The following is an 18024-nucleotide window of genomic DNA, read 5'->3' on the forward strand; positions in this document are numbered from 1 at the left end:
AATGTGCGATGCGCTGACTCACATTGGTGCAACACCTCATCAACACTGGAGGCTGACTCTATGCAACGTAAAACTTTCATTCGCCTGAGTACCTCATGGGCAGCAGCGGCCATGCTGGGCATGGCATCGCTGGGCGCCACGGCAGCAGAAACCGTACTCATCGGTGTGCCGATTCCAATGACCGGCCCCAACACCCAGTACGGCGATGAAGTCAAAGCTGGTTTTCTGACGGCCGTTGAGACCTTGAACGCCGCTGGCGGCAACATCCAGTACAAGGCCGAATTCATTGACGATGCCTGTGAGCCCAAGCAGGCCGTGCCTGCCGCCAACCGTGTGGTGACTTCCGGTGCCAAGTTCGCCGTGGCCCACGTGTGCTCGGGCGTGACCGTGCCAGCTTCCAAGATCTACGAGCAGGAAGGCATTGTGGCTATCACACCCGGGGCCACTTCGCCCCTGGTGACAGACACGCTCAACGGCCACCACTTCTTCCGCACCATTGGCCGTGATGACCAGCAAGGCCCGTTTGCCGCCAAGTTCATCGCCGAAAAAATCAAGCCCAAGGCCGTGGCCGTGCTGCATGACAAGCAGACCTATGGCTCCGGCGTGGCCTCGCACGTGAAAAACACGCTGGAGAGCCTGAACGTGCCCGTGGTGATGTATGACGGCATCAATGCCGGTGACAGCGACTACTCCGCCGTAATCACCAAGCTCAAGGCTAACAAGGTGGACTTTGTGTTCTTTGGCGGCTACTACCCTGAAATGGGTTTGCTGCTGCGCCAGGCCAAGGAACAAGGCCTCAAGACCCAGTTCATGGGCCCTGAAGGCACTTTCAACCAGGACCTGATCGACATCGCAGGCCCTGCCGTGGACGGCATGATGTTCACCTTCCCAGCCGACTTCAGTGAGCGCCCTGAAAACCAGGGCGTGGTCGAAGCCTTCAAGAAAGCCAACCGCTCTGCCAACGGCGCTTTCCAGATGCCCGCCTATGCCGCCGTGCAGGTGCTGGACACCGCCATCAAGGCGGTAGGCCCTGACCCCAAGAAGGTGGCCGACTACCTGCATGAAAACGCCTTCGACACCGTAATCGGCAAGGTGGCCTATGACAAGAAGGGCGACCTCAAGGACTTTGAGTTCGTCGTCTTCCAGCTGGACAAGGACGGCAAGCGCACGGCACTGAAGTAAGCATCAGCGCCAGATACAGCAAAGGCACCTTCAAGGTGCCTTTGTTATTTGCGTAAACGCGGTGATGTGCTCAGGACTTTAGAGCCCCTTTCCCAGCAGCTTGCCGTTGACTTCCACACCGTACAGCGAGTGTGGCGTGTTGCGGAAAACCTCACGCGTTTTCGCGACGTCACCCGTAAAACGGGGGGCCTGCGGGCGCTCAAAGCTGTTGATGCAGGTTGCTACGTCCCATGCCTCCTGATCACTCAAGGCATTGTGCAGGCCATAAGGCATGTTGGACTTGATGAAATTGGCCGCTTTGTCAATTTCATGCATGCCCGCACCCCAGTTGTACGAGTCGCTGCCCCACAGCGGAGGGGATACCATCACGCCCCCGCTTTTCTGGCCTTGGCCGTCAGCACCGTGGCACAGGGCACACTTGGCTTCATACACCTTCAAGCCTTCCTCAAAACTGGGTTTGCGCTCTGGCAGCCCCACTTTGACAAAGCCTGCACCCGGCAGCTTTTCACCCGTAGGCGCTTTCTGCGCCATCCAGTATGCATAGGCTTCCAGTGACACCAGAATGTCATGCCCATCGTCCGGTGCCTTGCCATTCATGGAGTACATGAAGCAGCCGCGCACACGCTCAGCAAACGTATGCGGGCTACACCTCCAGCCACTCCTTGCGAATGTGCTGGTTGGCCTTGAGGGATTCCGGTGTGCCATCAAACACAATGGCACCGTGCCCCATGACCAGTGCGCGGTCTGAGATGCGCAGCGCAATGGTGAGCTTTTGCTCGATCAGCAGCACCGAGACGCCGCGCTCCTTGATCTTCTGCAGGTACTCGCCCACCAGTTCCACGATCTTGGGCGCCAGCCCTTCAGTGGGTTCGTCGATGATGATGAGGTCTGGGTCACCCATCAGCGTGCGGCACAGCGTCAGCATCTGCTGCTCGCCACCGGACATCACTCCGGCCTCGGTGTGCTGGCGCTCTTTCAGGCGCGGAAACATGGCGTACATGTCGTCAAAGCTCCAGCGGCTGCCCTTGCCCCGGCCTTTCTGGCCCAGCAGCAGGTTCTGGTGCACGGTCAGGTTGGGGAAAACGTCTCGACTTTCCGGCACATAGCCAATGCCAAGATGCGCGACTTCAAAGGCTTTCTTGCCGTGCAGGGCCTGGCCTTTCCACTGCAAGTCACCCTCCCAGTTCACCAGGCCCATGATGGCTTTGGCCGTGGTGGAGCGCCCGGAGCCATTGCGCCCCAGCAAGGCCACGATCTCGCCAGGCTGCACCTCAAAGTCCACGCCATGCAGCACATGGCTTTTGCCGTAGAAGGCATGCAGGTTATGAATGCTGAGCATCTGTTCCTTCCTTCAATGCAGTGCGGCCTGCTCTTCTGCGACGACGGAGCCCAGATACGCCTCCTGCACGCGCTGGTTGGCGCGCACGTTCTCAGGCGTATCAAAGGCAATCACCTCGCCATAGACAACGACGGCAATCTTGTCGGCCAGCCCGAAGACCACGCCCATGTCATGCTCCACCGTCAGCAGCGTCTTGCCCTCGGTCACTTCACGGATGAGCTGGATAAAGCGCCCGGTTTCGCTGTTGCTCATGCCAGCCGTGGGCTCGTCCAGCAAGATCACATTGGCCCCGCCTGCAATGGTCACGCCAATCTCCAGTGCGCGCTGCTCGGCATAGGTCAGATTGCCCGCCAGCTCATCGGCCTTTTTGTGCAGGCCAATTTGCTGCATCAGCTGCCGTGCGCGGTCGTTCACCTCGATCATGCGCGAGAGAAAGCGCAAAAAGGTGTAGCGGTAGCCCATGCTCCACAGCACCCCGCAGCGCAGGTTCTCAAACACGCTGAGCTTGGGGAAGATGTTGGTGATCTGAAAGCTGCGCGACAGGCCTGCACGGTTGATCTCATACGGCTGTTTGCCCTCAATGCGCTGCCCATGCAGCAGGATCTCTCCGCTGGTGGGCGCAAAGCGGCCGCTGATCAGGTTGAACAGCGTGCTCTTGCCCGCACCGTTGGGGCCGATGATGGCCACGCGCTCCCCGGCCTCTACGGCCAGATTGGCGCCACGAATGATTTCCGTGCGGCCAAAGCTTTTGCGCACATCGCGCAGCTCCAGCGCATAGGTCTTGGTCTGGCTCATGCTGTGGCCTCCCCTCGTTCAATCTCACGTGCAATGGTTTCCTGAATCTGGTGCCACTGGCGCAGATAGGCGCGGCGTGTCAGCTCAAACAGCCCCAGCCCGGTAAGGAACACTGCCACTGCCCCCAGCCAGCTCTCGGCACTGCGCACATGCAGCGTCATGCCCAGAAAACGCAGCTCGTCGCCCAGCGCACTGTTGAGCTGCAGGTGGTAGATCATCTCCACCATGGCGGCCACACCCAGTGTCATCACCAGCGCCGTGCCTGCCAGTGGCAGATAGGCCCAGACGATGCGCCCCAGCTTGCCGTACTTGGCCAGGCGCAGGTTCAGCATGATCAGGCTGGCAATACCGCCCGGCGCGTACATGACCATGAACAGGAAGATCAGCCCCAGGTACAGCATCCAGGCCTTGGTCAGCTCAGACAGAAACACCGTGGCAATCACCATCAGCACGCCGCCGATGATGGGGCCAAAGAAAAAGGTCGCTCCGCCCAGGAAGGTAAACAGCAGGTAGGAGCCCGAGCGCAGAATGCTGACGCTATCCATGGCGGTGACGATTTCAAAGTTGATGGCCGCCAGACCACCGCCCACTCCGGCAAAAAAGCCGGCCACCACAAAGCCCATGTAGCGCACGCGCTGCGGGTTGTAGCCCACAAAGGCCACGCGCTCTGGGTTGTCACGCACGGCATTGAGCATGCGGCCCAGCGGGGTGCCGGTAAAGGCAAACATCAGCGCCGTGCAGACAAAGCAGTAGACCGCGATCAGGTAGTACACCTGTATGCCCGGGCCAAAGTCAAAGCCCAGGAAAGGCTGGCCGTACACCCGGTCCGTGGTGATGCCGCCTTCCCCCCCGAAAAAGCCTGGAAACATCAGCGCCATGGAGGCCACCAGCTCCCCCACGCCCAGCGTGATCATGGCAAACGTGGTGCCGGATTTCTTGGTGGTGACCCAGCCCAGCAGCGCGGCAAAGAACATGCCCGCCAGACCGCCGACAACAGGAATCAGCACCAGCGGAATGGGCAGCGCCCCCTCGGCCGCCCGGTTCATGGCGTGGATGGCGATGAAGGAACCCAGCCCTGTATAGACCGCGTGGCCAAAGCTGAGCATGCCGCCCTGCCCCAGCAGGATGTTGTAGGACAGGCAGATGATGATGGCATAGCCCATCTGACTGAGCATGGTCAGCGCCAGCGAACTGGTGAACACATGCGGCGCGGCAATCAGCATCAGCGCAAACAGGCTCCAGATAACGATGCGCCCCACATTCCAGGGCTTGAAGCGGTAGTACGCCGGTGCCCCGATGGCAGATGGCGGCGTGGCAATGGGCACGACCTCGTTGGGTACGGCAGGAGACAAAATGGCAGACATGGTGTTATTCCTCCCGTGTTCCGAGCAGCCCCTTGGGGCGGAAGATCAGCATCAGCACCAGCAGCAGATACGGCAGGATGGGTGCCATCTGTGAAATCGTGAGGCTGAGCACCGGCCAGCCAAAGCTCTCTGGCGTGAGCTGCAGGCCCAGCGTGTTCAGCAGCGAAGCCCAGGAATAGTCCAGCGCCACGGCAAAGGTCTGCACGATGCCGATCAGCAGCGAGGCCAGAAATGCCCCGGCCAGTGAGCCCAGGCCGCCGACGACCACCACCACAAAGATGATGGAGCCCACGGACATGGCCATGGAGGGCTCCGTCACATAGGTATTGCCGCCAATGACTCCCGCCAGCCCGGCCAGTGCGCAGCCGCCACCAAACACCAGCATGAACACACGCGGCACGTTGTGGCCCAGCGCTTCCACCATCTCCGGCTTTTTGAGGGCGGCCTGAATCACCAGACCAATGCGGGTACGCGTAAGCAGCAGCCACACGGCCACCAGCATGAGCAGCGCCACCAGCATGATGAAAGAGCGCGACTTGGGGAACTGCGTGCCGTACAGCGTGAACAGAGGCCCCTGCAGCGAAGGTGGCAGGCCATAGGGCACGGCGCTGCGGCCCCACAGAAGCTGCACCAGCTCCAGAATCAGATAGGACAGACCAAATGTGACCAGCAGCTCTGGTACATGGCCGTATTTGTGCACCTTGCGCAGGCTGTAGCGCTCAAACAGCGCGCCCAGCACCCCGACCAGCAGCGGCGCAATCACCAGCGCAGGCCAGAAGCCAATCACGCCCGAGAGCATGTAGCCGAAATAGGCACCGAGCATGTAAAAGCTCGTATGTGCAAAGTTGAGCACGCCCATCATGCTGAAGATCAGCGTCAGGCCCGAGCTCAGCATGAACAGCAGCAGCCCATAGCTGATGCCGTTGAGCATGGATATCGCAAAAAACTCTGGATTCATCAGTTGCCACCCGCGTTGGGAGCTGCCGCTGGCACTGCAGGCCTGCGGCAGCTCGGCAAAGGGATGCAGCACCCACCCTGCGCCGGGCCTGTGCTGCATGCAAGAACACGCTGCCTGCGGCAGCGACTCAGGAAGGACGCTTCATCTGGCAGGTCGTGGGCGTGCTGGCCACCGAGGCGTCAAAGCTCTTGACGGGCACAAAGGTCATGCCGGTGTTTTCCATGTCCACGGGATTGTCGGCATTGGTCTTTTCCCAGCGGCTGATGAACAGCCCCTGCTGCAGCTGGTGGTCGTCCTTGCGCATTTCGACCTCGCCGTTGAAGCTGTTGAACTTCATGCCCTCCATGACCGCTGCCACCTTGACGGGGTCGGTGCTCTTGGCGCGCTGAAAGGCTTCGGTCAGCATGGCCAGGCCGTGGTAGACCGCGCCGGTGTACATGTCGTCATTGAACTTGGCCTTGAAGCCCTTGTTCACATCGCTGAAAGCACCGGGCAGGTTGGGGTAGGCATAGGCCACCTGATAGACCTTGCCTGCCGCGCCCTGCCCCATGGCCGTGGGCACGCCCGTGGTTGCGCCGTAGTAGGTGTAGAACTTGACATCATTCAGCCCCGCATCGTTGGCGGCCTTGATCATCAGCGCCAGGTCAGACCCCCAGTTGCCCGTAATCACCGTATCCGCGCCGGACTGCTTGATCTTGGCGATGTAGGGCGAGAAGTCACGCACCTGGGCCAGCGGTGTCATGTCGTCGCCGACGATTTCGATGTCAGGGCGCTTTTGCTTGAGCATTTCCTTGGCGTACTTGCTCACCTGGTGGCCGTGCGCGTAGTTCTGGTTGAGCAGGTAGACCTTTTTCACATCCGGCATTTCCTGGATGTAGCTCGTCAGCGCCGCCATCTTCATGGAGGTGTCAGCATCCAGCCGGAAGTGCCAGTAGCTGCACTTGCTGTTGGTGAGGTCAGGGTCCACCGCTGCATAGTTCAGATACAGCACCTCCTTGCCCTTGTTGCGGGCGTTGTGCTTTTCCAGCGCGTCCATGATGGCCAGCGCAGGCCCAGAGCCATTGCCCTGCACCACATAGCGCACGCCCTGGTCCATGGCCGAGCGCAGGGCGCTGGTGGTCTCCTGCGGGCTGAGCTTGTTGTCGATGGGAATGATTTCAAACTTCACGCCAGCAGGGTTGTCCTTGCTGAATTCCTCGGCCAGGTACTGCCAGCTTTTCATCTGGTTGGTACCCAGCGCCGCCATCAGGCCAGAGAGCGGGTCCAGCCACGCGATCTTGACGGTCTCACCCTGCTGCGCCAGCGCTGCACCTGCGCTGCTGAACAAAATGGATGCGGCCAGGGTCTTCCACACATACTGCATGCTTGCCTCCTCAATCGAGAGATGGGGTTGGTTGGAACGTGCCGAACACCCGACAAGCGTAGTCAGACCCGCGTAAAAAACGCATGGTGCTTTCACTCTTGGGACTAGTCCTCTTGGGAATAACGCTTATAAAAAAAGAGCACCTAGCGCTTGTCCCGCAAGGTTTTCAAAGCCCTATAAGCCTCAAACCCTGCAAAATCAAGCGCCAGGCGCTATGAAATATAAGCTGGCGCAAGCAGCGCCAGAAATGGATCAGACCGTGGGCAGCTGGTAATCCTTGAACTGCTCACGCAGCTTGGTCTTGAGCATCTTGCCCGTAGCGCCCAGCGGAATGGCGTCTACAAACACCACGTCATCCGGAATCTGCCACTTGGCAATCTTGCCTTCGTAGAAAGCCAGAATTGCTTCACGCGAGACTTGCACGCCCGGCTTGAGGGCCACGACCACAATCGGGCGCTCATCCCACTTGGGGTGGGGCATGCCAATGCAGGCGGCCATGGCAACGGCGGGGTGGCCCATGGCGATGTTTTCGATGTCAATGGAGCTGATCCATTCACCGCCTGACTTGATCACATCCTTGGTGCGGTCCGTGATCTGCATGAAGCCGTCTTCGTCAATGGTGGCCACATCCCCCGTGGGGAACCAGCCCTGGCCCTGCTCGTCCATGACCAGCGGGCTGTCGCCCTTGTAGTAGCGCTCCAGAATCCAAGGGCCGCGCACCAGCAGGTCGCCATAGGTCTTGCCGTCCCAGGGCTGCTCTAGGCCTTCGCTGTTCACAATCTTCATGTCCACACCAAAAATGGCACGGCCCTGCTTCTGACTGATGCGCTGCTGCTCCTCCTTGCTGCGCTTGAGGTGCTTGTTCTTCAAGGTGCACAGCGTGCCCAGCGGGCTCATTTCCGTCATGCCCCAGGCGTGCAGCACCTTCACGCCATAGCCCTGCTCGAAAGCATCAATCATGGCCGGTGGGCAGGCTGAGCCGCCAATCACCGTGCGGTTGAGCGTGCTGAACTTGCCGCCTACGCTCTGCACGTGGCCCAGCAGCATCTGCCACACGGTGGGCACACCAGCAGCAAAGGTCACGCCCTCGGCCTCGATCAGCTCGTACAGCGACTTGCCATCGAGCGCCGGCCCGGGGAACACCACCTTGGCACCAGTCAGCGCGGCCGAATACGGAATGCCCCAGGCATTGACGTGGAACATGGGCACGACGGGCAGCGCCGCATCGCGTGCAGACAGGCACATCACATCTGGCAAGGCTGCACCATAGGCGTGCAGCACGGTGGAGCGGTGGCTGTACAGCGCCGCCTTGGGGTTGCCGGTCGTGCCGCTGGTGTAGCACATGCTGGAGGCCGTGTTTTCATCGAGCTGTGGCCAGCGGTAGTGCATGCTTTGCGCACCAATCCACTGTTCATAGCTCACCAGCCCGGGAATGCCGCTGTCCGCAGGCAGCTTGTCTGCATCGCACAGCGCCACCCACTGGCGCACCGTAGGGCACTTGGCATGCACGGCCTGCACCAGGGGCAAAAACGTCATGTCAAAGCACAGCACCTGGTCTTCGGCATGGTTGACAATCCAGGCCACCTGCTCGGGGTGCAGACGCGGGTTGATGGTGTGCAGCACCCGGCCCGAGCCGCTGACGCCAAAGTACATCTCCATGTGGCGGTAGCCGTTCCAGGCAATCGATGCCACACGGTCGCCATGCGCCACCTTGAGCCCATCCAGCGCATTGGCCAACTGCTTGGAGCGCTGCGCCAGCTCGGTATAGGTGTAGCGGTGGATATCGCCTTCCACACGGCGCGAGACGATTTCCGCATCCCTGTGGTGGCGCGCCGCGAACTCAATCAGACTCGAAATCAGCAGCTGCTGACTTTGCATCAAACCCTGCATGGTGTTGTCTCCTTTTGGTTTTGTACGGCTGGTTGCAACCTGCCTTGCAGGCATCCTACGTGCAGCCTTTGCACACCAGTTTGCGGATTTACGCGCATTCAGGTGTCGCCCAAGTGCCAGTTAAACGGCATTTGCACCACGGCTGTGCAGGCATTTCCTGCAATCGCAAGGGTTTCACGGCTTGGTGACAATGGCTGACATGCACTCTTCTTCCGGCCCCCTCGCCCTGCCGTGGCAAACCGGCTTTGCCCAGCTGGGCAGCGCTTTTCTGACCTACCTGCAGCCCACACCGCTGCCTGATCCGCAATGGGTGGCACGCAACAAGGCACTGGCCCAGCAGCTGCAACTGCCTGAAGGCCTGCTCGAGACTGACGCTGCCCTGCAGGCTTTCACCGGCAATACCCTGCTGCCCGGCAGCCAGCCCTATGCCAGCGTGTACAGCGGCCACCAGTTTGGCGTCTGGGCCGGGCAACTGGGCGATGGGCGCGCCATCTGCCTGGGCGAGACCGCCAGCGGCTGGGAACTGCAGCTCAAAGGCGCGGGCCGCACCCCCTACTCACGCGGCGGCGATGGCCGTGCCGTGCTGCGCTCCAGCATTCGCGAATACCTGTGCAGCGAGGCCATGTATGCCCTGGGCATTCCCACCACGCGGGCACTGTGCCTGACAGCCTCTGATGCTCCCGTCTACCGCGAGGAAGTAGAGACCGCTGCCGTGGTCACACGCGCTGCCCCCAGCTTTGTGCGCTTTGGCCACTTTGAGCACTTTGCCGCGCGTGACATGCAAACCGAGCTGCGCCAGCTGGCCGACTATGTGATTGACCGCTACTACCCTGCCTGCCGCAATGGCTGGCAAAGCACTGACGGACACAGCGGCAATGCCTACGCCGCGCTGCTGCATGCCGTGGGCCAGCGCACGGCGCAGCTCATGGCGCACTGGCAGGCCGTGGGCTTTTGCCATGGCGTGATGAATACGGACAACATGAGCATTCTGGGCCTGACGATTGACTATGGACCCTTTCAGTTTCTGGATGCGTTTGACCCGCAACACATCTGCAACCACAGCGACCACCAGGGCCGCTACGCCTTCAGCAAGCAGCCGCAGGTGGCGTACTGGAACCTGTTCTGCCTGGGCCAGGCATTGCTGCCTCTGATTGGCGATGAAGACATCACCGTGCAGGCGCTGGAAGCCTATCGCCCCGCCTTCAGCCATGCGTTCCGCGCGCTCATGTGCGCCAAGCTGGGCTTGCCGCAGGCCGCGCAGACGCACGAGGAACAGGTCGCACCCGTCATCGGCCAACTGCTGGAGCTGCTGGCCAGCAGCCGCGTGGACCACACCATCTTCTGGCGGCGCCTGTCCCTGAGCGCGCAGGATGGCAATTACGAACGCACCCGCGAGCTGTTTATTGGCACTTTCAACTTTGACCAGTGGCTGCTCTCGTATCAAGAGCTGTCAGCGCAGGCGGGACAAGCGCCAGACGCCAATTTGATGCTTAATACCAACCCAGTGTATGTGCTGCGCAACCACATGGCAGAACAAGCCATTCGTGCGGCACGCGCTGGGGACTTCACGTTGGTGCAATCATTGCAGCAGGTGCTGGCCCAGCCCTTTGTCGAGCAGCCCGCCCACCGTGACTGGGCTGACTTTCCGCCCGAATGGGCTTCTTCTATTGCCATCAGTTGTTCGTCATGACATTTCCCATCCAGAAAACCGATGCCGAATGGCAGCAACATCTGCAGGCCAAGGGCGCAGAGCCCGTGGCCTACCAGGTCACACGCCATGCCGCCACCGAGCGCCCTTTCACCGGCAAATATGAACAGCACTGGGCCGACGGCAGCTACCACTGCATCTGCTGCGGTGCCAAGCTGTTTGATGCAGATACCAAGTTTGATGCAGGCTGCGGCTGGCCCAGCTTTTCACAGGCTGTGCCCGGTGCCATCAAGGAAATCACCGACTACAGCCACCACATGGTGCGCACCGAAACCGTGTGCAGCCAGTGCGGCGCGCACCTGGGCCATGTCTTCCCGGACGGCCCAGCCCCCACAGGACTGCGCTACTGCATGAACTCTGCATCGCTGGATTTTCAGGCTCCCGCACCTGACGCACAGCCCTGAGTCTGCTGCGGCCACGCAGCGCGTGGCTTTGTCCAGCGCCATCAAGGTCTTTGCGGCCAGATACCTCGCCAGGCTATGGCATGCTTGGCGTCTTTCGCATGTCTGCGGGCAGCACACTGCCCCAATGTTTCATGAAACTGCTGATTGATTTCTTCCCCATTCTTCTGTTCTTCGTGGCTTTCAAGGTCTGGGGCATCTATGAAGCCACTGCCGTCGCCATCGTGGCCACCATCGTGCAAATTGCCTATCTGCGCTTCAAGCACGGCAAGGTGGAGCCCATGCAGTGGGTCAGCCTGATCGTCATCGTGCTGTTTGGTGGCGCGACGCTGCTGGCCCACGACGAGAACTTCATCAAATGGAAGCCCACGGTGCTGTACTGGCTCATGGGCGGCGCGCTGCTGGTGGGCCAGCTGATCTTCAGAAAGAACTTCATCAAAAGCCTGATGGGCGCACAGATGCAGCTGCCAGACCCGGTCTGGAACACCCTCAACTGGGCCTGGACGGCATTTTTTGCCGTCATGGGCGTGCTGAACATCTGGATTGCCTTCAACTTTGATACCGATACCTGGGTCAACTTCAAGATGTTCGGTGGTCTGGGGCTGATGCTGCTCTTTGTCATAGCGCAAGCCCTGTACCTGAGCCGCTACCTCAAGGACGTGGAACCCAGCAGCAAGGAGCAGGGCCATGAGTGAGCCCATCACCGCTGCTGCGATTGAAGCCGTGCTGCGCGAGCGGCTGGCACCCACCCAGCTGGAAGTCATTGACGAAAGCGCGGCCCATGCAGGCCATGCAGGCGCCAATGGCACAGGATTTGGCACCCACTTTCGTGTGCGCATTGCCTGCGATGCATTTGCTGGCAAGAGCCGCGTAGCGCGTCATCGCCTTGTGTATGATTGCCTTCAAGCTTTCATTGATCAGGGGCTGCACGCGCTGGCAATCGAAGTGCTGTAGACCTACGATGTCAAAGACTTGCCAACGGTCGTTGGCAAGCACCAACCTTCTCACCTTTTCTTGGATTTCCGCATGAAAAAACAGCTTTTGCCCAGCCTTGTGGCCGCCGTCGTGTTGGGCACTGTCGCCCTTTCGGCTTCTGCGCAAAACTTGGCTATTGTGAACGGCAAGCCCGTTCCCATGGAACGCTTCCACGCACTGAAGCAGCAAATCGAGAGCTCCGGCCGCACAGTCCCTGCCGAGATGGATCCTCAGATCAAGGACGAAATCATCGCGCGTGAAATCTTCATGCAGGAAGCAGCCAAGCGCGGTCTGGAAAATTCGCCCGAGTACAAGCTGCAGATGGAGCTGGCTCGCGAAACACTGCTGATCCGCGAACTGTTCTCTGACTTCCTCAAGAAGAACCCTGTCACTGACGGCGAAATCAAGGCCGAATACGACAAGTTTGTCGCCGCCAACTCCAGCAAGGAATACCGTGCACGCCACATCCTGGTGGACTCGGAAGACCGTGCCAAGGCCATCATTGCGGAAATCAAGTCCGGCTCCAAGAAGTTCGAAGACATCGCCAAGAAGGAATCCAAGGACCCAGGTTCCGCCCAGAATGGTGGCGATCTGGACTGGGCCAGCCCATCCAACTACGTGCCTGAGTTCACCGAAGCCATGCTCAAGCTGAAAAAGGGTGAAGTCAGCGACACTCCCGCCAAGAGCCAGTTCGGCTGGCACGTGATTCGTGTCGATGACATCCGCGACGCAGAACTGCCTGCCCTGGAAGACATCAAGCCCCAGATCGCCTCCCAACTGGAACAGCAAAAGATGGTGCAGTTCCAGGAAGACCTGCGCGCCAAGGCCAAGGTGGAATAAGCCTCTCCGCTACACCACCCATCAAAGAAAGCGACCCTCGGGTCGCTTTCTTTTTTAGGTTGTGGACTGCTTATGCGCCGCGCGTCACAGGCACCTGTGCATCACGCCCATATTCGCTGTACTTGCCCAGCTCCCACTTGGCAATGGCATTGCGGTGTACTTCATCCGGGCCGTCGGCAAAGCGCAGCGTACGCGCCGTGGTATAGGCATGGGCCAGCGGGAAGTCCTGGCTCATACCACCGCCACCGTGTACCTGCATGGCCCAGTCAATCACATCGCAGGCCAGCTTGGGGGCCACCACCTTGATCATGGCAATCTCGGTGCGTGCCACCTTGTTGCCCACGGTGTCCATCATCCAGGCCGCCTTGAGCGTGAGCAGACGTGCCATGTCGATGCGGCAGCGTGCCTCGGCAATGCGCTCCTGCGTCACGGTCTGCTGCGCCACCGTCTTGCCAAAGGCTACGCGGCTGGAGGCACGCTTGCACATCAGCTCCAGCGCACGCTCGGCCTGACCGATCAGGCGCATGCAGTGGTGGATACGCCCGGGGCCCAGGCGACCCTGCGCAATTTCAAAGCCTCGGCCTTCGCCCAGCAAAATATGGCTGGCAGGCACGCGCACGTTCTCGAAATACATTTCCATGTGGCCGTGCGGTGCATCGTCATAGCCCAGCACCTGCAGCGGGCGCACCACACGCACGCCGGGTGTGTCAGCCGGCACCAGCACCATGCTTTGCTGCGCATGCTTGGGGGCATCGGGATTGCTCTTGCCCATGACGATGTAGATGGCGCAGCGTGGGTCGCCCGCGCCAGAAATCCACCACTTGTGGCCATTGATCACGTACTCATCACCCTGGCGCTCAATACGGGTGCAGATATTGGTGGCGTCGCTCGATGCCACCTCAGGCTCGGTCATCGCAAAGGCGGAGCGGATCTCGCCATTGAGCAAAGGCTGGAGCCAACGGTCACGGTGCTCCTGCGTACCATAGCGGGCAATGGTTTCCATATTGCCCGTATCAGGTGCCGAGCAGTTGAACACTTCGGAGGCCCAGCCTACACGGCCCATGATTTCGGCCAGCGGTGCGTATTCCTGATTCGTCAGGCCTGCACCCTGCACCCCTGCAATCTCGGCGGTGTCCTGCGGCAGAAACAGGTTCCACAAGCCCTGCTCCTTGGCCTTGTCCTTCAGGCCTTCAATCAGCTGCAGGGGCGTCCAGCGCTTGCCCGCCTCGGTATTGGCTTGCAACTCCTGTTGAAATGCCTGCTCGTTCGGGTAGATGTATTCGTCCATGAAACGCAGCAAGCGCGCCTGCAATTCCTTGGTCTTGGGGGAGTAATCAAAATCCATGGGAGCCTCCTGTCGTAGTTAGGGCGAAACTTGGGCGAGCGCTGCCCTTCGGCCATCGCCTGCCGTCTGATGCATGAAGGAAAAAAACCTGCAGACCTGCTGTGTCTGCAGGAACACTCAAGCGCCGTGCTTTTGCGCGTAGGCCCAGGCCAGCTGGGCCATGGGCCGTGCTGTCTCACCCGCGGCCTTGGCCTGTGCGCTGGACGCCGTGCCAGCCTCTACGCGTTTGGCAATGCCCTGCAAGATGGCCGCAATGCGGAACATGTTGTAGGCCAGGTAAAAGTTCCAGTCCGCCTGCAGCTGCTCGGGCGTTGCCAGCCCGGTACGCTCGCAGTAGCTGCGCATGTAGTCCTGCTCACTGGGAATGCCCAGCGCGGCAATATCCAGCCCGCCAATACCACGCCCCAGGCTGGCGGGAATGTGCCAGGCCATGCAGTGGTAGCTGAAGTCCGCCAGCGGATGGCCCAGTGTGGACAGCTCCCAGTCCAGCACGGCCACCACACGGTCTTCCTCGGGTGCAAACATCAGGTTGTCCATGCGGTAGTCACCATGGACGATGGAGAGCTTGCGCTCATCCCTGGCGCTATCGGGCATGTGGGCAGGCAGCCAGTCCATGAGGAGGTCCATTTCCTCAATGGGCTGGGTGATCGAGGCCTGGTACTGCTTGCTCCAGCGGCCAATCTGGCGCTCAAAGTAATTGCCGCTCTTGCCGTAGTCACTCAGCCCATGCTGCTGCACATCTACGGTATGCAGCGCTGCAATCACGCGGTTCATCTCGTCATAGATGGCTGCGCGCTGCGGGTTCGCCATGCCCGGCAGGCCCTGATCCCACAGCACACGCCCCTGCTTGAACTCCATGATGTAGAAGGCCCGGCCGATGATGGATTCATCCTCGCACAGCGCATACATGTGGGGCACGGGCACATCGGTACCCGCCAGCGCACGCATCACGCGAAATTCGCGCTCAATCGCATGGGCCGAAGGCAGCAGCTTGGCTACCGGGCCGGGCTTGGCGCGCATCACATAGCTGCGCGCCGGTGTGACCAGTTTGTAGGTCGGGTTGGACTGGCCGCCTTTGAACATCTCTGCCTGCACGGGGCCTTCAAAGCCATCCACATGGGAATGCATCCAGGCACTCAGTGCGGCAAGATCAAAAGCGTGGGCTTCCGAGACAGGTCTGGTACCTACAAATTGGTCAAAGTTGCTCATAAGTCCTTAAAAGTCTATTTCCACAATACGCAGCAGCGCATCGCGGTCACGTACCACCAGACCACCCGGTTCGATCCGGATGGCCCCCTCGCGCTCCATGCCCTTGAGCTCCTGGTTCACGCGCTGGCGTGAAGCCCCGAGCAGCTGGGCCAGCTCTTCCTGTGCCAGTTGCAGGCCGATGCGAATTTCTTCGCCATTGGCCAGGCTGGGAATGCCATAGCTACGCGCCAGATGCAGCAGCTGCTTGGCCAGCCGCGCACGCAATGGCAAAGTATTCAGGTCCTCCACCAGCCCATAGAGCTGGCGAATGCGCCGCGCTGCCAGCCACAGCATGGCTTCGTAAAACTCCGTGTGCGTTGCCAGAATGCGTTTGAAATCCGCCTTGGCCACACACAGCAGCGTGGTGGCGCCGTGTGCGTACGCATCGTGCGTGCGCCTGTCTCCGTCGAAAATTGAGGTATCCCCAAACCAGATCCCCGGCTCCACATAGGTGAGTGTGATCTGCTTGCCCGTGATGGAGGTGGAGCTGACCCGCACCGCCCCCCTGGCACACGCAAACCACTCCTCCGGCACCTCGCCACGCGCGCAGATCAAAGCACCATCCTTGAACCGTTTGACGTAAGCGCATCGCAATATGTCGTGCCGCAATGAAGGGGAAAGGGATGAAAACCAGCGACCAGCATTGATCGCCTCTCTCTCTCCCATAGTAAGAATCGGGTCGTCCATAGCCTGTCTTGTCTGTGACTAAAAACCGCCCCATTGTCGCGTCAGAGACCGGCCCATTCACCAGTCATCCCGGCTGCAAGCCTCTGCGCTGTCAACCTTGCGACAGACTTCATGCCTGCAGCCGGATGCTTCACGGGTAAACCCTGAGGCATCGGATACCGCTGCCTGCATACCCCATGCAGCCAGCCACAAAAAAAGCACATGGTGATTGCTCCACCATGTGCCACTGCATACGCTGCTGCGATGAGGCAGCTTCCAAATACATAGCTTCCAGCGCAGACTACATCTGCCCTGAAAGCCATTTTGATCAAAATTCAGGCTGCAGGCGGCTGCTCCTCGTCGGTCAGCTGTACGGGCAGGCGCTGGCCATCACCTGCGACCAGACAGTTCATCTGCCCTTCACGCAACGGCACGCCCAGAAACTCCCCACCCCAGTCTTCGTCCAACTGAAAGTTCATGGATTCATTGATCAGCTTGCGACCTGTTCGCAGCGCCTGCAGATCCTGGGGCATCAGTTCAATGGCTTGGGGATAGGCGCCATCATGGGCCTTCCAGTACTCACGCAGCATCTGCGTCAAAGCGTCATAGAGATTTGGCATGGTGTGAAGTGTAGGCAGCTTGGCAAAGCTGCAGGGCATGAGATGGTGATGATGTCGTCGACCAGTCAGGCTGGGACAAAAGCCTGACGACTGCCTACGTTGAATACGAGGTGCATCAGGCACGCTGCGCCCTAGACTGTCAGCACCGACCAGAAGCTCCCACTCACCCCCCATTTCATGCACTATCTCAACCATGCCGCCTGCGGCCTGATGTCGGACGCTACGCGCAACACCATGCATGCCTATATGTGCCAAGAGCAGCAAATGGGCAGCTATCTCGCAGCCAAGCAGGTACACAAAGACATCGCCAGCGTTTATCAAAAAATCGCGCAGGCTATCCATGCACGCCCTGAAGATATCGCTTTGACGCAAGGTAATAGCGACGGCTGGGGGCGCATCATCAGCAGCATGGATTGGCGCCAAGGTGGGCGCATTCTCGTTGCCCGCAATGAATGGGGAGGCAACCTGGGTGTCTTGATGCAGCTGCGCGCGCAGTACGGTGTCCGCATCGAAGAAATGCCATGCAATGCTGATGGCCTTGTGGATATAGATGCCTTGGACCGCTTGCTGCAAACACCCACCAGTCTGGTGGTGCTGACCTGGTTTTCATCCAACAGCCCGCTCATTCAACCTGCACAGACCATTGGCGCACTTTGTGCGCAGTACAGGACGCCCTTGCTGATTGATGCAGCGCAGGCCATGGGACAGTGGCACATTGACGTGCAAGCACTGCAATGTACTGCGCTCACCGCTCCCGGTCGCAAGTGGCTCAGAGGGCCTCGCGGCACAGGTTTTGCCTATGTGCATCCAGACTTTTTACCCTCCCTACATCCACTGGGTGCAGACCACTTCTCCCGCCCATGGCAAACAGACAGTACGTGGGTCCATAGGACGGATGCAAAAAAACTGGAGCTCTCAGAGTCATCCATCGCCTTGCGACTGGGTTTGAGTCAGGCATTCGACGAATGGAATGCTGCTGGCGCAGCCAAGGTGCAAGAGCAAATCCAGGAACGTGCAACATGGCTGCGAGAGCGCTTGCAGACCCTCCCTGCGGTCAAAGTCCATATTCCACAACGCGAGCATCTCTCTGGCATCGTGACTCTGGAATGCGTATCGCACAGCCATGAACATATCCACACCAGCCTGCAACGCCAGGGCATTGAAGCGGCGTTATGTCCGGCAGCTTTTACGCCATGGGATATGCAGGCCCGCCAGCTGCACTCTGTGCTGCGGTTCTCACCCAGCTACGACACGTCCTGGGACAGCATGGCATTTTGTGTAGATGCGCTGCAAAGAGCACTTCAGCCATAGCGTTCCGCGACGCAGGCCC

Annotated in this window: 17 protein-coding genes and 1 pseudogene; 7 read left to right on the top strand and 11 right to left on the bottom strand. The window is 59.9% G+C overall.

The genetic code is table 11. The annotated features are described in order from the left end of the window. Positions 1-60 precede the first annotated feature (60 nt). Positions 61-1182, top strand: a complete 1122-nt coding sequence (locus tag F7P80_RS04235; RefSeq protein WP_054066890.1) for a high-affinity branched-chain amino acid ABC transporter substrate-binding protein — start codon at positions 61-63, stop codon at positions 1180-1182. 78 nt (positions 1183-1260) lie between these two features. Here the strand turns inward: F7P80_RS04235 and F7P80_RS04240 are convergent. The 7 genes and pseudogenes from F7P80_RS04240 to F7P80_RS04270 all read right to left on the bottom strand — a co-directional run. Beyond that, positions 1261-1818 (bottom strand): annotated as a pseudogene (locus F7P80_RS04240) (c-type cytochrome); the annotation flags it as partial. Between the two features lie 7 nt (positions 1819-1825). Next, the gene (locus F7P80_RS04245; protein WP_054066889.1) at positions 1826-2521 is read right to left on the bottom strand and encodes an ABC transporter ATP-binding protein; all 696 of its coding nucleotides are present in this window, start codon (positions 2519-2521) and stop codon (positions 1826-1828) included. Positions 2522-2533: 12 nt separating this feature from the next. Continuing rightward, positions 2534-3316, bottom strand: coding sequence for an ABC transporter ATP-binding protein (locus tag F7P80_RS04250; RefSeq protein WP_151043032.1), 783 nt, complete (start codon positions 3314-3316; stop codon positions 2534-2536). After that, positions 3313-4680, bottom strand: a complete 1368-nt coding sequence (locus tag F7P80_RS04255) for a branched-chain amino acid ABC transporter permease (RefSeq protein ID WP_058879810.1) — start codon at positions 4678-4680, stop codon at positions 3313-3315. Before F7P80_RS04255 ends, F7P80_RS04250 begins: the two co-directional genes overlap by 4 nt. A 4-nt stretch (positions 4681-4684) precedes the next feature. Beyond that, complete coding sequence (locus tag F7P80_RS04260; protein WP_054066949.1) at positions 4685-5638, bottom strand: branched-chain amino acid ABC transporter permease; 954 nt, start codon at positions 5636-5638, stop codon at positions 4685-4687. A gap of 127 nt (positions 5639-5765) precedes the next feature. Further along, positions 5766-7001: a branched-chain amino acid ABC transporter substrate-binding protein gene (locus tag F7P80_RS04265; RefSeq protein ID WP_054066886.1), complete on the bottom strand. Its 1236-nt coding sequence runs from the start codon at positions 6999-7001 to the stop codon at positions 5766-5768. A 252-nt stretch (positions 7002-7253) separates the two neighbouring features. Next, on the bottom strand, positions 7254-8891 hold the full coding sequence (locus F7P80_RS04270; RefSeq protein WP_151043034.1) for a 3-(methylthio)propionyl-CoA ligase: 1638 nt from the start codon (positions 8889-8891) through the stop codon (positions 7254-7256). A gap of 190 nt (positions 8892-9081) precedes the next feature. Between F7P80_RS04270 and F7P80_RS04275 the strand changes: the two genes are divergently transcribed. From F7P80_RS04275 to F7P80_RS04295, 5 genes are all read left to right on the top strand, one after another. Then, complete coding sequence (locus F7P80_RS04275; protein WP_151043036.1) at positions 9082-10581, top strand: protein adenylyltransferase SelO; 1500 nt, start codon at positions 9082-9084, stop codon at positions 10579-10581. Further along, positions 10578-11003: a peptide-methionine (R)-S-oxide reductase MsrB gene (gene msrB, locus F7P80_RS04280; RefSeq protein WP_151043038.1), complete on the top strand. Its 426-nt coding sequence runs from the start codon at positions 10578-10580 to the stop codon at positions 11001-11003. The genes F7P80_RS04275 and msrB overlap by 4 nt, the downstream gene beginning before the upstream one ends. A 131-nt stretch (positions 11004-11134) precedes the next feature. Further along, positions 11135-11695, top strand: coding sequence for a septation protein A (locus F7P80_RS04285; protein ID WP_054066948.1), 561 nt, complete (start codon positions 11135-11137; stop codon positions 11693-11695). Beyond that, complete coding sequence (locus tag F7P80_RS04290; protein WP_054066882.1) at positions 11688-11954, top strand: BolA family protein; 267 nt, start codon at positions 11688-11690, stop codon at positions 11952-11954. Before F7P80_RS04285 ends, F7P80_RS04290 begins: the two co-directional genes overlap by 8 nt. 72 nt (positions 11955-12026) lie before the next feature. Next, the gene (locus F7P80_RS04295) at positions 12027-12815 is read left to right on the top strand and encodes a peptidylprolyl isomerase (RefSeq protein ID WP_054066881.1); all 789 of its coding nucleotides are present in this window, start codon (positions 12027-12029) and stop codon (positions 12813-12815) included. A 70-nt stretch (positions 12816-12885) separates the two neighbouring features. On the opposite strand, the gene F7P80_RS04300 is transcribed toward F7P80_RS04295, so the two are convergent. The 4 genes from F7P80_RS04300 to F7P80_RS04315 all read right to left on the bottom strand — a co-directional run bounded on the left by F7P80_RS04300 (position 12886) and on the right by F7P80_RS04315 (position 16694). Further along, entirely contained in the window at positions 12886-14160 is a 1275-nt protein-coding gene (locus F7P80_RS04300) for an acyl-CoA dehydrogenase family protein (RefSeq protein ID WP_151043040.1), read from the bottom strand. 117 nt (positions 14161-14277) lie between these two features. Continuing rightward, positions 14278-15369 carry a phosphotransferase gene (locus tag F7P80_RS04305; protein WP_151043042.1) on the bottom strand — a complete coding sequence of 364 codons (1092 nt, stop codon included), beginning with the start codon at positions 15367-15369 and terminating at the stop codon, positions 14278-14280. Between the two features lie 6 nt (positions 15370-15375). Further along, positions 15376-16095 (bottom strand): Crp/Fnr family transcriptional regulator, encoded by a 720-nt coding sequence (locus F7P80_RS04310; RefSeq protein ID WP_151043044.1) that lies wholly within the window; start codon positions 16093-16095, stop codon positions 15376-15378. Positions 16096-16409: 314 nt separating this feature from the next. Next, positions 16410-16694: a hypothetical protein gene (locus tag F7P80_RS04315; protein ID WP_151043046.1), complete on the bottom strand. Its 285-nt coding sequence runs from the start codon at positions 16692-16694 to the stop codon at positions 16410-16412. A 177-nt stretch (positions 16695-16871) separates the two neighbouring features. Between F7P80_RS04315 and F7P80_RS04320 the strand changes: the two genes are divergently transcribed. Then, positions 16872-18005, top strand: coding sequence for an aminotransferase class V-fold PLP-dependent enzyme (locus F7P80_RS04320; RefSeq protein ID WP_077344869.1), 1134 nt, complete (start codon positions 16872-16874; stop codon positions 18003-18005). Positions 18006-18024: the final 19 nt, after the last annotated feature.

The sequence above is a fragment of the Comamonas kerstersii genome (assembly GCF_008801935.1).
Classification (GTDB): domain Bacteria; phylum Pseudomonadota; class Gammaproteobacteria; order Burkholderiales; family Burkholderiaceae_C; genus Comamonas; species Comamonas kerstersii.

Excerpts from the sequence above, each read along its gene's own strand:
- F7P80_RS04235 (WP_054066890.1), top strand. The coding sequence starts at position 61 with ATGCAACGTAAAACTTTCATTCGCCTGAGTACCTCATGGGCAGCAGCG.
- F7P80_RS04245 (WP_054066889.1), bottom strand. The coding sequence starts at position 2,521 with ATGCTCAGCATTCATAACCTGCATGCCTTCTACGGCAAAAGCCATGTG.
- F7P80_RS04250 (WP_151043032.1), bottom strand. The coding sequence starts at position 3,316 with ATGAGCCAGACCAAGACCTATGCGCTGGAGCTGCGCGATGTGCGCAAA.
- F7P80_RS04255 (WP_058879810.1), bottom strand. The coding sequence starts at position 4,680 with ATGTCTGCCATTTTGTCTCCTGCCGTACCCAACGAGGTCGTGCCCATT.
- F7P80_RS04260 (WP_054066949.1), bottom strand. The coding sequence starts at position 5,638 with ATGAATCCAGAGTTTTTTGCGATATCCATGCTCAACGGCATCAGCTAT.
- F7P80_RS04265 (WP_054066886.1), bottom strand. The coding sequence starts at position 7,001 with ATGCAGTATGTGTGGAAGACCCTGGCCGCATCCATTTTGTTCAGCAGC.
- F7P80_RS04270 (WP_151043034.1), bottom strand. The coding sequence starts at position 8,891 with ATGCAGGGTTTGATGCAAAGTCAGCAGCTGCTGATTTCGAGTCTGATT.
- F7P80_RS04275 (WP_151043036.1), top strand. The coding sequence starts at position 9,082 with ATGGCTGACATGCACTCTTCTTCCGGCCCCCTCGCCCTGCCGTGGCAA.
- msrB (WP_151043038.1), top strand. The coding sequence starts at position 10,578 with ATGACATTTCCCATCCAGAAAACCGATGCCGAATGGCAGCAACATCTG.
- F7P80_RS04285 (WP_054066948.1), top strand. The coding sequence starts at position 11,135 with ATGAAACTGCTGATTGATTTCTTCCCCATTCTTCTGTTCTTCGTGGCT.
- F7P80_RS04290 (WP_054066882.1), top strand. The coding sequence starts at position 11,688 with ATGAGTGAGCCCATCACCGCTGCTGCGATTGAAGCCGTGCTGCGCGAG.
- F7P80_RS04295 (WP_054066881.1), top strand. The coding sequence starts at position 12,027 with ATGAAAAAACAGCTTTTGCCCAGCCTTGTGGCCGCCGTCGTGTTGGGC.
- F7P80_RS04300 (WP_151043040.1), bottom strand. The coding sequence starts at position 14,160 with ATGGATTTTGATTACTCCCCCAAGACCAAGGAATTGCAGGCGCGCTTG.
- F7P80_RS04305 (WP_151043042.1), bottom strand. The coding sequence starts at position 15,369 with ATGAGCAACTTTGACCAATTTGTAGGTACCAGACCTGTCTCGGAAGCC.
- F7P80_RS04310 (WP_151043044.1), bottom strand. The coding sequence starts at position 16,095 with ATGGACGACCCGATTCTTACTATGGGAGAGAGAGAGGCGATCAATGCT.
- F7P80_RS04315 (WP_151043046.1), bottom strand. The coding sequence starts at position 16,694 with ATGCCAAATCTCTATGACGCTTTGACGCAGATGCTGCGTGAGTACTGG.
- F7P80_RS04320 (WP_077344869.1), top strand. The coding sequence starts at position 16,872 with ATGCACTATCTCAACCATGCCGCCTGCGGCCTGATGTCGGACGCTACG.